This is a genomic window from Pseudomonas sp. R5(2019) (assembly GCF_009905435.1).
Classification (GTDB): domain Bacteria; phylum Pseudomonadota; class Gammaproteobacteria; order Pseudomonadales; family Pseudomonadaceae; genus Aquipseudomonas.
Genome location: NZ_JAAAMT010000004.1, coordinates 150,204 through 163,020, shown reverse-complemented (window position 1 = coordinate 163,020; position 12,817 = coordinate 150,204). Strand labels below are relative to the sequence as shown.

Below are 12,817 nucleotides of genomic sequence, written 5' to 3'. Positions count from 1 at the left end.
AGGGGCCGCTGCGCGGCCCATCGCGGCCAGGTCCGCTCCTACAAAAGCTGCGGAGTTTGTGTCGTTCAATGCCTTAACTGACTGGCATTGCGGCAAGCCCTGCTCCTATGCGTCCATAAAGGCTATGCTCGCAGAATGAACCCGTTCCCCAGCCTTGCCGACCTGCCTCGCCAGTTACGCCATCCTCAGGTGCGCGATCTGGCGTGGGTGATCCTGGCGCCGCCGATGCTCAGCACCACGCCCTGGCCGCAGCGCCACCCGCTTGCGGGCAGCGACTGGGTGACCAATCCCGACGGCTTGCGCCAATGGCTGCTGGCGCTGGACCAGGACAGCAGCCCGCTGCTGGAGTGGCTCGACAAAGGCGCCACCCGACGCCTGGGCCTGTATTACGAGCGGCTCTGGCAATACGCACTCAAGGCCGCTCCCGGGATTGAGCTGATCGCCGCCAACCTGCCGATTCGCCGGGCCGGGCACACCTTGGGCGAGCTGGATATTCTGCTGCGTGACCAGGACGGTGTGCACCACCTGGAACTGGCGATCAAACTGTATCTCGGGCCGCAGCAGGGCGACGGGCTGGACCCGGCGCACTGGCTGGGGCCGGGCTGCCATGACCGGCTGGACCGCAAGCTCGATCACCTGGCCCACCACCAGCTGCCGATCTCGGCCCGTGCCGAAAGCCGCGAAGCGCTGGCGCAACTGGATATTCACGACTTCAGCGCCCAGCTGTGGCTGGGCGGCTATCTGCTCTACCCCTGGCCAGGTCACGCCGACTCCCCGGCCGGCGCCCACCCGCAGCACCTCAAGGGCCGCTGGCTGCACCAGCGCGACTGGCCCGAGTTCATCGCCCAGAGCCCGTGTGGTCGTTGGCAGCCTCTGCCCCGCCACGCCTGGCTGGCGCCGGCCCATTATGCCCAGGCGCAGACCTGGCCCTGCGAGCAGCTGCAACAGTGGCTGGCCGACCTCGACCCGCAGGCACCGGCGCAACTGCTGGTGCGTCTGCGGGAAAACCCCGACGGCTACTGGGAAGAAGCCGAGCGCCTGTTTCTGGTCTCAGACCTGTGGCCAAACGTGCCGGGCGTCTGAGCAGGAGATGAGCCCATGAGTTTGACAAACACCCCGACACGCTATGGCAGCCTGTCGATTGCGTTGCATTGGTTGATGCTGGTGCTGTTGGCCGCGGTGTACGCCTGCATCGAGTTGCGCGGGCTGTTCCCCAAGGACAGCGTTGGCCGCGCGCAAATCAAGGACCTGCACTTTATGCTCGGTCTCAGCGTCTTCTTGCTGGTCTGGCTGCGTTTATTACTGACGGTTATCAGCCCGACACCGCGCATTGTGCCCAGCCCGCCTCGCTGGCAGCTGGGCCTGGCGACGCTCATGCACTGGGCGCTGTACCTCTTCATGATCGGCATGCCCATCGCCGGCTGGCTGATCCTCAGCGCGGCCGACAAACCCATCCCCTTCTTCGGCCTGGAGCTGCCGGCGCTGATTGGCCCGGACAAGGCCCAGGCCAAATTCATTGAAGGCTGGCACGAGCGCATCGGCACGCTGGGCTACTGGTTGATCGGTCTGCACGCGCTGGCAGGGCTCTATCACCACTATGTGGTGCGCGATAACACACTGGTGCGCATGCTGCCCGGGGGGGATTAAGCAAAGCCACGACGGCCCTGCAGGCCACCGGTATGAACAAAGATCAAGCGCGTTCCCGGGCTGAACGCCCCGGCCAGCACGCGCTCATGCAGGGCCATCAGGGCCTTGCCGGTGTAGACCGGCTCCAGCGGTAAACCGGCTTCTTGCTCGCTTGCCTGAATGAATGCCAACAATGCGGCATCAGCCTTGGCAAATCCGCCCCGGCTGGCATCGATCAGTGCCAGCGCGTCTTCTCCCGCTGTCACGATGGCCTCGACGTTTTCGCGCACGCCATGGCTCGCCGGTACGGCCATGGCACCCACCACGGGGTGTTGGCCACGCTCGGCCAGGACCAGCCCGGCGACGGTGGTGCCGGTGCCGGCGGCGAGCCACCAGCCGCTGTAGTCATCCCAGCCAAGGGCTGCCAGTTGTGCACGTGCCTGGCTGACGATCTGTGTGCACCCCTGCGCCCCCGCCAAACCGCCACCGCCTTCGGGGATCACCTGCCAACCGGGGTAGTGCTGCAGCCACGGCGCCCAGAAACCTGGCTGGTGGCGCTCGCGGTAGCCGCCGTAACCCAGCCAGTGCAGCTGCATGCCAAGGGCTTGCAGGTCGCGCACGGTCGGGGTGTCTTGAGGGTGCCCGCGCAGCAGGCCGGCGGTGGCAAAACCGAAGCGCTGCCCGGCGCCAGCCAATGCATGCAAGTGATTGGACCAGGCGCCCCCCAGGCTGATCAGCCCCGGGGCGTTGGCGGCCTTGGCCTGGCGCAGGAAATCGAGAAGTTTGAAGGCCTTGTTGCCACTGATAAGGGGATCGATCAGGTCCAGCCGCAGGATCGCCACCTCGACGCCGGCACGCGCCAGCCATCCGAGCGACAGCCGCTGCAAAGGTGCCAACGGCAGGTGATTGAAATCATCGAGAATGGACACGGACACTGGCAGCAATACCCTGACAAGAGGCGAGCGCGCAGTCTACCAGCGAGACCGCGCGCCACGCTGCTCTCAGAGCTCGGCCGCCAGCCGCGAACCCTGATTGATGGCGCGCTTGGCATCCAGCTCGGCCGCGACATCCGCACCGCCGATCAGGTGCACCGACTGGCCGGCCGCCACCAGCCCGTCATGCAGCTCACGCAGCGGGTCCTGACCTGCGCAGATCACCACGTTATCCACCGGCAAGACCTGCGGCTCACCTTCAGCCACCCGCACATGCAAACCGGCGTCGTCGATTTTCAGGTACTCAACGCTGCTGAGCATTTGCACCTGCTTGTTTTTCAGACCCGCGCGATGAATCCAGCCGGTGGTCTTGCCCAAACCGTCACCCACCTTGGATTTCTTGCGCTGCATCAGATAAACCTGCCGAGCCGGTGCGTGCGGCAGGGGCTTGATCCCGGCGACGCCACCGCGCGCTTGCAGCAACGGGTCGATGCCCCACTCTTTCCAGAACGCCGCGCGGTCCTGGCTGGTGGCCACGCCTTGATGCACCAGAAACTCCGACACGTCGAAACCGATGCCCCCGGCACCCACGACCGCGACCGTCTGGCCGACCGCCCTGCGCTGCAGCAGCACGTCCAGGTAGCTCAGCACTTTCTCGTGTTCGATACCGGGGATGGCTGGCAGGCGTGGGGCGATACCGGTGGCCAAAATGATCTCGTCGAAGCCGCCCTTGGCCAGATCGTCAACGTCGACCCGGGTGTTCAGGCACAGCTCGACGTGGGTAGTCGCCAGCTTGCGCTTGAAGTAGCGCAGGGTTTCATAGAACTCTTCCTTGCCCGGCACCCGCTTGGCGACATTGAACTGGCCGCCGATTTCACTGGCCGAATCGAACAAGGTGACCTGATGCCCGCGTTCGGCGGCCACGGTCGCTGCGGCAAGACCGGCGGGGCCGGCGCCGACCACGGCGATTTTCTTGACCTGCAGCACCGGCACGTAATTGAGTTCGGTTTCATGACAGGCGCGGGGGTTGACCAGGCAACTGGTCAACTTGCCGCCGAAGGTGTGATCCAGGCAGGCCTGGTTGCAGCCGATACACGTGTTGATCTCGTCGCCACGACCGGCCGCCGCTTTGTTGACGAATTCCGGATCAGCCAGAAACGGCCGCGCCATCGAGACCATGTCGGCATCGCCTTCGGCGAGGATCTGCTCGGCGATTTCCGGGGTGTTGATCCGGTTGGTGGTGATCAGTGGAATCTTCACCGAACCGCGCAGCCTGGCAGTGACCTTGCTGAACGCGGCACGCGGGACTTTGGTGGCGATGGTCGGAATACGCGCCTCGTGCCAGCCGATGCCGGTGTTGAGCAGGGTCGCGCCGGACTGCTCGATGGCCTGCGCCAACTGCACGATTTCTTCCCAGCTGCTGCCGCCCTCGACCAGGTCGAGCATCGACAGGCGGAAAATGATGATGAAATTCGGCCCTACCGCCTCACGCACGCGGCTGACGATCTCTACGGCCAGGCGCATGCGGTTCTCGTAGCTGCCGCCCCAGCGGTCGGTACGCTGGTTGGTGTGGGCGGCGAGGAACTGGTTGATGAAGTAGCCTTCCGAGCCCATGATTTCGACGCCGTCGTAGCCGGCACTTTGCGCCAGCACCGAGCAATTGACGAAGTCCTGGATCTGCTTCTCGATCCCCTCTTCGTCCAGCTCCCTGGGCTTGAACGGGTTGATCGGTGCCTGGATGGCGCTGGGCGCGACCTGTTTGGGGCTGTAGGCATAGCGCCCGGCGTGGAGAATCTGCAGGCAGATCTTGCCACCGGCTTCGTGCACCGCCTGGGTGACAACCCGGTGCTTCTGCGCTTCTTCGGGGGTGCTCAGCTTGGCTGCGCCCGAATACACGCCACCCTCTTCGTTGGGGGCAATGCCACCGGTCACCATCAGGCCAACACCGCCACGGGCACGCTCGGCAAAATACGCGGCCATACGCTCGAAGCCGCCAGGCTTTTCTTCAAGGCCCGTGTGCATCGAGCCCATCAGGCTGCGATTGCGCAAGGTGGTAAAGCCCAGGTCCAGCGGGGCCAACAGTTTCGGGTAGTGAGCGGCGGTCATATAGACTCCACAACGGACATGATCACGGAATGCGAAGGCGTCGAGGCCTGCGTCGTTTATAGGTACCGACATTAAACGGGCGTTTGGGAGGTCTCAATGACCGAAAATGACAAGTTATTGATCCAATCGCGCAGCAGGACTGCCCTTGCTCTGAATGCTTTCTTCAGGCAGTAATGCCGTTCACTTGGCCCCGGTCGGATTCCCCATATATGGGAAAAAAACCCCACGACCACTTGTCTGTTCGAGTGACGCTCGCCCGTGCTCACGAGCAACCCGTACCTAGACTCATTTTGGTTATAACTAATTTGGTCAGGTGATAGACATGACTCAAGACGAAACCGAAGCAAGGGCTGACTATGACCCGGACAACCCCGCGCGGCGTGACCTGCTGCTCGGCCTACTGACCCTCTACTCCTTCTCCCTGATCCCCTGGGGCGTGGTGCAAGCGGCCCCGAATGATGCACGTGGCGCCTTCCGAGCGGTTTCCGAACTCATCACCGGCCGCCGCTCCCTCAGAGGTGGACTGGAAGGCGACATCTTCGAGAAGCTCACAGCCGACGACCCCGATTTTCCTGCAAAGGTTGTAGCGCTGCTGGCGTTGATTGATGAGCGCCGGCTTCATATCGACCTGTTGCAGGCGGTCCTGGACGCCTCGTTCCCGGCGCTGGCGCCGCTGCCTCGCCAGATCGCCAGCGGATGGTTCCTCGGCGTGGTCGGCAGCGGCTTCAATGCGCTTACCGTGGCCTACGAGCACGCCCTGAATGCGGAAATCGTCGAGGATGTCCTGGAACCGCAGGGCTTCTGCCTGGGCAATCCCGGCGTCTGGGCCGAGTCACCACTCGCTTGAGGTGCATTCCATGTCTGAACAACCCACGCTGTCCGCCGATTACGTCGTGATCGGTTCCGGTATCTGTGGCTCGCTGGTGGCCCGCCGGCTGGCGCAACAAGGCGCCTCCGTGCTGATCCTCGAGGCGGGTCCGCGCATCAAGCGCGACGATATCTTCAAAGCATTCATCGACTCGCCGCGCAAGAGAGACTTCCAGGCGCCCTATCCCTTTTCGCCCTGGGCGCCGCATCCGGACTTCCAACCCGTGGACAACGGCTATCTGGTCCAGGCCGGTCCCGATCCCTACCGGGCCGAATACCTGCGCGTGGTCGGCGGCACCACTTGGCACTGGTCGGCGATGGCTTGGCGCATGGTGCCCAATGACCTGAAAATTCGCAGCCTGTATGGCGTGGGCGTCGACTGGCCGCTCACCTACGACGATCTTGATCCCTTCTACCAGGAGGCGGAAGAAATCATGGGAGTGGCCGCGTCTGAGGCAGAGCACCCCGAATCGCCACGCAGTAAGCCCTTCCCCCTGGAACCGGTGGCCGAACCCTTTGCCATGCGCCGCCTGCGCGAGCGGCTCGATCCGGTCTACAAGGTGGTCGGCAACACTCAGGCACGCAACAGCGTCCCCTTCGACGGTCGCCCCGCCTGTTGTGGCAGGAACAATTGCCAGCCCCTCTGTCCGATCGACGCCCAGTACCACGGCGGGCTGTCCGCCGATGCGGCCGAGGACGCCGGCGCTCTTCTGACCCCCAACGCAGTGGTCTACAAACTGGAACACGACGACACCGGCCGCATCGTGGCGGCCCATTACTTCGATCCGAACAAGCAGTCCTTCCGGGTCACCGGCAAGACCTTTATCCTCGCCGCCAACGGCATCGAAAGCCCGAAGCTGTTGCTGCTGTCGGCCAGCCCCAAGTACCCCACCGGCCTGGCGAACCGCTCCGACATGGTGGGCCGCAACCTGATGGACCACCCCAGCACCTCACTGGACTTCGACGCCGCCGAGGAAGTCTGGCTCGGCCGCGGACCGCAGAGCGTCAGCTCGATCCAGACCTTTCGCGACGGGCCGGAACGCAGCCGACGTTCGGGCTATCGCCTGGACTTCACCAACATCTCGCGGGTACTGGGCACCACCCAGGCGCTGATCACCGAGGGGGTCTTCGGTGCCGAGTTCGACAAACGGCTGCGTTTCAGCGCCGCCCACGAAATGAGCTTGAAGAACGTACCGGAGGTGCTGCCACACCCGGATAACCGCGTCACCCTGAGCACCCAGAAAGACTTCCTGGGCATCCCCCAACCCCAGCTGCATTTCAAGATCGACGACTACACCAAAGCTGGCGTGGCGGAATCGAGGCTACATTTCGAGCGAATCGCCGTGCTCATGGGTGGCACCAACCTGCGCTTCAACGACAACTTCTCCAACAACCAGCATATCTGCGGCACGGTGAGCATGGGCAGCGACCCGAAAACCTCGGTGGTCGATCAGTTCGGGCGCTCCCACGATCACGAAAACCTGTTCATGGTGGGTACCGGCGTCTTGCCGACCTCAGCCACCTGCAACTCGACGCTGAGCGCGGTCGCCGTGGCCCTGCGCACGGCCCAGCACATACTCCCACGGCCCGAGACAGTCGCGCGTTCATCAAGCTGAAGACCTGTCTGTGCAACAATTCGCGCCGCAACGGCGCACACCCTTGATGCGCCAGGTGCCTGTTCACGATTTCGGTCGTGATCAGGCGCCCTGAGCAGCACTGGATCCTCGATCCTGACCTTCTTGCGCATCGGCTTGAATGCTTGGCCCTGAACGCCAAGTGCTGGCTGGATAGCACCGCTTTGTCTTGCTGGAGTATCTGCTTTTCTATGGCTAACGCGGCTCTACAACTCAGCACTCAACCAGTAAGCATTACACGCTAAGTGATGGTGGTGCGCCATCGAATATAAATGGCAATTATTATCATTGGCATTTATTTTTCTGAAGCGTATTCTCTGCGCGCTTTGTATCCGAATCATGTCCATGAGGAGTCGGGCTTGACGTACGCTAACCCGGGAAAACAGCAGCAATTGCCCCATCTCAGCACTCGGCTCACCCCCGACTGCATCGAGCGAGGTAACCGTCTGGCTCAGGAGTTCGATGACAGCTTCAGTAATGACACGCTTTGCGCTGAGCACAGCTCAAACACTCCCAGTAGCCGCTTTGGCTCCGGTAAACCATCAACTTGAGGTGTACAGATGAATGCATAAAATCGTGCGCCGGAAAAATGTTCACATTACGGGGCACACGTCATGAATTTGAAATATTATTCTGATAAGCCCGGATAGAGAACAAGGAAACGACAGACTCATCAGAAGTTATTAAAAAACACTGTTGACCTTTTTGAGAGCGACCACCGCATGATGTTGTATACAAAGATAAACAATGGATCCTGGATCCGTATTTAAGGTCAGCATAACAATGGGTGGCGAGGCAGAGCCTCTATATAGGGCTTCTCCATGGCTGTCACGATGACTGGGCAGGGATGGCCATTTGCCGTTCATCGGTAGAATCGGGCCATTATGAACTCTTTATTAGCCTGCTGTTCTGACATTGGGTGGCTGCCATTGGCTGAGCACAACCCATCATTGAATTGTATGCCTATTAGGCAGCGAGGCTTCTTTGACCAAACACAGGAGTTAATTCATATCGCTAGAAATTGATGATTTGATCTTTCAGACACACGAACCTTAATATCGCCGAGGGTGGCCAACCAAGTAAGCGCCACCGAATGTATCGCGACACAATATAACTATATGAGGTCACCATGGAATTATCATTCATTGCATCGCTATTGTCAGACAAACAATTTGCGGAATTTCTTCGCTTGGGCATTGTGTATGTCCACCTGATAGCTTGCTGCGTCGCCATCGGTTTAGTGTTGACCAGTGACATCGCCATGACCCAGCAGTTGTTCAAGGCTGAGCGTTGCTCCGCGAGTGATGCTCATCACCTTACAAGTTTGCAAAAAACAGTGTCATGGTCACTGATCGTTCTGTGGATCACCGGTTTCGCTATCGTCGGTATCGATGTTGCCGACAAGGGATTGGTGTATTTCGAAAATCCCAAGATCCAAGCGAAGATCGCCATTGTGGCTCTCCTGACGCTTAATGGATTCGTTTTGCATGCGGCCGTACTGCCTGCTGTTCAGCGTGTAGGTTCGCTGCTCGACCTGAGCGTCGGTATGCGGACACTGGCCCTGTTCAGTGGCGCCTTCTCCGCTGTTTCCTGGTTCTATGCAGCGATGCTCGGTGTTGGCCGTCCGCTGGCCTGGAAATACTCCTTGCTTGAACTGATGGCGGCTTATCCGCTGCTGATCGTCGGTGGTTTCACCAGCATGATGCTGCTGACGCACTGGTCGAAGAAAACCCTCGAGGCTAAGGAAAACGGCTGGAACAACACGCTTGTCGTGGCATCGCGCAAGTAAGCCAAATGAGAAAGCCCCGGTTCGGGTAACGCGGTTAACCGTGAGTAATCCGAACTGCGCATAATGGCGTTTTCGCTCAATGCCCCCACAAAAAGGCCCACCTTGGTGGGCCGGCGCCTAGATCCCGAGCCAGAATCTCATCCTGGGCTTTTGCGGAACAGGACACTCTTTGCAAGCGTTCACCACTCAATGACCAACGCAGCTAGAATTCAGCTTTCAGCGGAAAAAAATCTGCTCTCTCGTGCAAAATCCCCGCTGACCCGTTGCTTTACCGTACCCTTGGTTCAAATTCCAGAGAAATCCCAAGCGTTTCCATGCGTAAATTTCTGATTGGCATCGTTGCAATCATCCTTCTCGCCACGGTGTGTGGCTACGCGCTGTGGGCCGGGCAGCGTCCGGTCGGGCATTACCTGTCGGACCTGCGCATTCAACTGGCCCTCGAGCAGGGCGTGCCTGGCGAACGTGGCAACCTGCTTGGCATCGAACCCGAATTGTTTCTGGGCGACTATCAGAACGTCGCGCGCCTGCACCGCAAGCTGGCGGCCTATCTGGAGCAGGCTCGGGCCAAGGGCTTTCTGAGCAGCAAAACCATCGTCGTGCTGCCCGAGCATATCGGCACCTGGTTGTGGACCACGGGCGAAAAAGAGGAGTTTTACCAGGCCATTCACCGCGAAGAAGCCCAGAACTGGCTGGCCCTGAGCAACCCCTTGCAGTTTGCCGCCGCCTGGGTTCGCGCCGAAGGCCGCGATCGCACGGCCGACGCTCGCCTGCGCATGAAGGCCAGGCGCATGGCCGAGGATTACCAGAACCTGTTTGGCGGCCTGGCTCGCGAGTTTGGCGTGACGCTGGTGGCAGGCTCCATCGTCTTGCCCGAGCCACGGGTACAGGACGGTCAGCTGAAAACCGGCAGCGGCGCGCTGTACAACAGCAGCGTGGTGTTTGGCCATGATGGCCGCGCCATCGGCCAACCCCAGCGCCAGCTCTACCCTGATCGCAAGGCGCGGCGCTACCTCAATGCCGCTGAACCGCTCCTGCAAGTGGTGGATACTCCGGCTGGGCGCCTGGGTATCCTGATCGGCAGCGACAGCTGGTACCCGGACAATTACCGCCAGCTCGACGCCCAGGCGGCCCGGTTGATTGCAGTGCCCGCTTACCTGGAGGGCCAGGACCGCTGGTCGCAACCCTGGACCGGCTATCCAAGCCTCTGGGCCCCGCCTCAGCCAAGCCTGCAAGCCGGAGAAGTGAGCGAAGCCCAGGCCTGGCAGAAACTCACCCTGGCCGGCAGTGCTTTCTCGCCCAACGCACTGGTCAGCCTCAGCGTGTTCATGAACGGGCGTTTTTGGGACAGACCCAGTGCCGGCCAGAGCTTCTCCGGCCGCTTTGGCGAGGCCAACAGCGGCATCAGCCTGCATGGCGCACGCTTGCTGAACGTCTGGTTGTAAGCCGATGAACCGACCACGGGTGCGCCTGGGGGATTTGTCGGTGGGCTTTATCCATGGCCTGGCGGAGGCCGTCCGTGCCGCAGGCCACGATCCGAGTGCACTGCTCGAGCAATACGGGCTGGACCCGGCGCGGCTGGCCGAGCCCGAAGCGCGACTGTCGATTCCGCGCTACATGCGCCTGGGCCACGCCGCCATCCAGCTGACCGGCGACCCGGGCCTGGGCCTGCAGATGGGCCACCGCACCTTGCTCAGCCACGCCGGGCTTGCCGGCGTCACTGCCGCCCAGGCGCCGAACGTACGGGAAGCGGCGCGCACCCTGATCCGCTTTGAACCGCTGTATGCCTCCAACTACCGTGGGCAATCCAGCTTTCATGAAGACCATGAAGGCGCCTGGCTGCGCTTCTATTCCATCAGCCCTTACAACACCTACAACCGCTTTGTGGTGGATTCGGTCCTCTCCGGCTGGCTTTCGCAGCTATCGCGGCTGTGCGAAGTGACGCTGACGGCCGAACGGCTGGAGATCGAGTTCCCGGCACCTGACTATGCCTCGCACTACCAGGACCTCTTCCACTTGCCGGCGCAATTCGAGGCGCCGAACAATCAGTTGCGCCTCAGCCACGCCAGCCTGAACCTGCGTAACCCGCAACATTGCCCCAGCACCTGGCGGCACTTGCTGCAGTTGTGTGAAAAGGAATTGGAGCAGACCACTCGCACCCGCAGTTTGCGCGAGCGCATCAGCCGCCTGTTGGGGCCTCTGCTCAATGGGGGGTGTGAACCGAATCTGGAAGAAGTGGCGGCTCGCCTGAGCCTGCCGACCTGGACATTGCGTCGCAAGTTGGCCGAAGAAGGCACTCAGTTTCGCGCCATCCTCAATGACACCCGCCGCGACCTGGCCATGGCCTATATCCGTGATACGGAACTGGCCTTCGGCGAAATCGCCTTTTTGCTGGGGTTTGCTTCAGCCGAGGCGTTTCAACGCGCCTTCAAGCGCTGGAGCGGCCAGACACCTGGCGAGTTTCGCCGCAGCCAGCGGCAATTTGCCTGAACGTTAAAGTTCGGTGGCGTCGTCCGCCGGTTCCAGCGGGTCAAGTTCAAACGCTTGGTACTCGAGCAACTCTTCTTGGTAATCGTCCATTTGCCTGCTCCTTCGTCTCGTTCAGGTCGTTGAATTCACTGACCTTCCATTCACCCTAAAGTGCCTGGGTGACGAAAACATGACACGCATGTTTTCTTGAAATTAAACGTAGCAGGCCGGGCGGAAATTATCCCGCCCTTTTTTCGACATTACGGCGTGGTTGCGGACGATTCAGCGGCGGCTGCAGGTTCGGCAACGATCGGCTGCGCTTCCGGCGGCGGCGCGACCGGTTGTGAGGCAGGCTCGGCGTCATCCGCCGCCTGCACTGCGGGGGCAGCGACCGGTGCGGACTCAGCAGCCGGCGGTGCTGTCTCGACCGGGGTCGGGGCCGGGGCCGGGGCCGGGGCCGGGGCCGGGGCCGGGGCCAGGCTTGCCGCCACCGGCGCTGCGGGCGCCTGCTCCGGAACACCCAATTCATTACCCTTCTTGACCGGTTCCGGCGTCTTGTTCGATGTTTTCTTCTCGCTGGGCAGGAAGCTTTCGACCAGCGCGAAATAGCGATCGTAAAACTGGCTGGATGCCACGGTTTCGCTGGCAACCTTGACCATCGAATCGTCGGTGGAGCCGATTGGCATCGACACCGAACCCAGCACGCCGACGCCCAGGCTTGCCGAATTGTTGACCTTTTTCAGCGCATAACGATCCTGCAGGGCATTGGCGAACATGGTCGAGCGGTGGTCATCGCCGCTGTCGGCGACGCAGACCACGTTGAAACTGATTTGCAGGTGCGACTCGCCCGTCTGCTGGAAGCTCTTGTTCCCGGCGACCTGGCCTGGCCCGCTGCTGGTGATGATGTAGCCCTGGCTGAGCAAGGCACGCCGTGCCGCCTCGCAGGAGGCCGCATCGCTCACTTCGAATGAGCGCGAAAAGGTGCCGGAATCATCGAAGTTTTCGTGTTCGTAGATGGCGGCTTTCTGAGATGAGCAGCCTGTGGCGCCTGCCAGCACAAGGGCCAGCACCAGCGCACCGAAGACGGTTGACTTTGACATTGCAAATCCTGAGGAAAACGGTCTGCGCTATTGTGCATCACATCGATAGCGCGCGGTGCATGAATTGGGTTTCATTTACCTTACAGTTCAGGTCGTGATTGTGCAGGATGTCAAGCCTTGATAGGCGGATTACTCGACGAAAGAGCGCCTGACCCACCTTGCACGCGATTTCGGCCGCGATGATGTAGGAGCCAGGCTTGCCGGATCGCCGGACCGCTGCGATGGGCTGCGAAGCAGACCCGGCGATTTCGGGGCTGATATCCATTGGGGCCGCTGCGCGCCCCATCGCAGGCGAGC

General features: G+C 61.4%; 12 protein-coding genes. 8 read left to right on the top strand and 4 right to left on the bottom strand.

From position 1 onward, the window contains the following. Window positions 1-135: 135 nt before the first annotated feature. Both GUY40_RS04830 and GUY40_RS04825 read left to right on the top strand, forming a co-directional pair. Window positions 136-1,083: a DUF1853 family protein gene (locus GUY40_RS04830; protein WP_166567799.1), complete on the top strand. Its 948-nt coding sequence runs from the start codon at window positions 136-138 to the stop codon at window positions 1,081-1,083. Between the two features lie 15 nt (window positions 1,084-1,098). Further along, a complete protein-coding gene (locus tag GUY40_RS04825) occupies window positions 1,099-1,647 on the top strand; it encodes a cytochrome b (RefSeq protein ID WP_166567798.1) in 549 nt (182 codons plus the stop codon). Here the strand turns inward: GUY40_RS04825 and GUY40_RS04820 are convergent. Both GUY40_RS04820 and GUY40_RS04815 read right to left on the bottom strand, forming a co-directional pair. After that, window positions 1,644-2,555: a 1-aminocyclopropane-1-carboxylate deaminase/D-cysteine desulfhydrase gene (locus GUY40_RS04820; RefSeq protein WP_371924711.1), complete on the bottom strand. Its 912-nt coding sequence runs from the start codon at window positions 2,553-2,555 to the stop codon at window positions 1,644-1,646. The two genes, GUY40_RS04825 and GUY40_RS04820, sit on opposite strands and share 4 nt — an antisense overlap. 72 nt (window positions 2,556-2,627) lie before the next feature. After that, window positions 2,628-4,664, bottom strand: coding sequence for an NADPH-dependent 2,4-dienoyl-CoA reductase (locus GUY40_RS04815; RefSeq protein ID WP_166567797.1), 2,037 nt, complete (start codon window positions 4,662-4,664; stop codon window positions 2,628-2,630). Between the two features lie 322 nt (window positions 4,665-4,986). Between GUY40_RS04815 and GUY40_RS04810 the strand changes: the two genes are divergently transcribed. From GUY40_RS04810 to GUY40_RS04785, 6 genes are all read left to right on the top strand, one after another. Then, window positions 4,987-5,511, top strand: a complete 525-nt coding sequence (locus GUY40_RS04810) for a sugar dehydrogenase complex small subunit (RefSeq protein ID WP_166567796.1) — start codon at window positions 4,987-4,989, stop codon at window positions 5,509-5,511. 10 nt (window positions 5,512-5,521) lie between these two features. Further along, window positions 5,522-7,147 carry a GMC family oxidoreductase gene (locus GUY40_RS04805; protein WP_166567795.1) on the top strand — a complete coding sequence of 542 codons (1,626 nt, stop codon included), beginning with the start codon at window positions 5,522-5,524 and terminating at the stop codon, window positions 7,145-7,147. A gap of 290 nt (window positions 7,148-7,437) precedes the next feature. After that, entirely contained in the window at window positions 7,438-7,716 is a 279-nt protein-coding gene (locus tag GUY40_RS04800) for a hypothetical protein (RefSeq protein WP_166567794.1), read from the top strand. Between the two features lie 578 nt (window positions 7,717-8,294). Then, a complete protein-coding gene (locus tag GUY40_RS04795; protein ID WP_166567793.1) occupies window positions 8,295-8,954 on the top strand; it encodes a hypothetical protein in 660 nt (219 codons plus the stop codon). 314 nt (window positions 8,955-9,268) lie between these two features. Continuing rightward, window positions 9,269-10,396 (top strand): nitrilase-related carbon-nitrogen hydrolase, encoded by a 1,128-nt coding sequence (locus tag GUY40_RS04790; protein WP_166567792.1) that lies wholly within the window; start codon window positions 9,269-9,271, stop codon window positions 10,394-10,396. Window positions 10,397-10,400: 4 nt separating this feature from the next. After that, the gene (locus tag GUY40_RS04785; RefSeq protein ID WP_166567791.1) at window positions 10,401-11,441 is read left to right on the top strand and encodes an AraC family transcriptional regulator; all 1,041 of its coding nucleotides are present in this window, start codon (window positions 10,401-10,403) and stop codon (window positions 11,439-11,441) included. A gap of 239 nt (window positions 11,442-11,680) precedes the next feature. Here GUY40_RS04785 and GUY40_RS04780 read toward each other — a convergent pair whose 3' ends face one another. Together GUY40_RS04780 and GUY40_RS04775 are read right to left on the bottom strand one after the other, a co-directional pair. Then, window positions 11,681-12,520, bottom strand: a complete 840-nt coding sequence (locus tag GUY40_RS04780) for a DUF2242 domain-containing protein (protein ID WP_166567790.1) — start codon at window positions 12,518-12,520, stop codon at window positions 11,681-11,683. 37 nt (window positions 12,521-12,557) lie between these two features. Continuing rightward, on the bottom strand, window positions 12,558-12,785 hold the full coding sequence (locus tag GUY40_RS04775; protein ID WP_166567789.1) for a hypothetical protein: 228 nt from the start codon (window positions 12,783-12,785) through the stop codon (window positions 12,558-12,560). Between the last annotated feature and the right edge of the window lie 32 nt (window positions 12,786-12,817).

What these genes read in the sequence shown, in the direction of transcription:
- GUY40_RS04830 (WP_166567799.1), top strand. Translation starts at nt 136, where the DNA reads ATGAACCCGTTCCCCAGCCTTGCCGACCTGCCTCGCCAGTTACGCCAT.
- GUY40_RS04825 (WP_166567798.1), top strand. Translation starts at nt 1,099, where the DNA reads ATGAGTTTGACAAACACCCCGACACGCTATGGCAGCCTGTCGATTGCG.
- GUY40_RS04815 (WP_166567797.1), bottom strand. Translation starts at nt 4,664, where the DNA reads ATGACCGCCGCTCACTACCCGAAACTGTTGGCCCCGCTGGACCTGGGC.
- GUY40_RS04810 (WP_166567796.1), top strand. Translation starts at nt 4,987, where the DNA reads ATGACTCAAGACGAAACCGAAGCAAGGGCTGACTATGACCCGGACAAC.
- GUY40_RS04805 (WP_166567795.1), top strand. Translation starts at nt 5,522, where the DNA reads ATGTCTGAACAACCCACGCTGTCCGCCGATTACGTCGTGATCGGTTCC.
- GUY40_RS04800 (WP_166567794.1), top strand. Translation starts at nt 7,438, where the DNA reads ATGGCAATTATTATCATTGGCATTTATTTTTCTGAAGCGTATTCTCTG.
- GUY40_RS04795 (WP_166567793.1), top strand. Translation starts at nt 8,295, where the DNA reads ATGGAATTATCATTCATTGCATCGCTATTGTCAGACAAACAATTTGCG.
- GUY40_RS04790 (WP_166567792.1), top strand. Translation starts at nt 9,269, where the DNA reads ATGCGTAAATTTCTGATTGGCATCGTTGCAATCATCCTTCTCGCCACG.
- GUY40_RS04785 (WP_166567791.1), top strand. Translation starts at nt 10,401, where the DNA reads ATGAACCGACCACGGGTGCGCCTGGGGGATTTGTCGGTGGGCTTTATC.
- GUY40_RS04780 (WP_166567790.1), bottom strand. Translation starts at nt 12,520, where the DNA reads ATGTCAAAGTCAACCGTCTTCGGTGCGCTGGTGCTGGCCCTTGTGCTG.
- GUY40_RS04775 (WP_166567789.1), bottom strand. Translation starts at nt 12,785, where the DNA reads ATGGATATCAGCCCCGAAATCGCCGGGTCTGCTTCGCAGCCCATCGCA.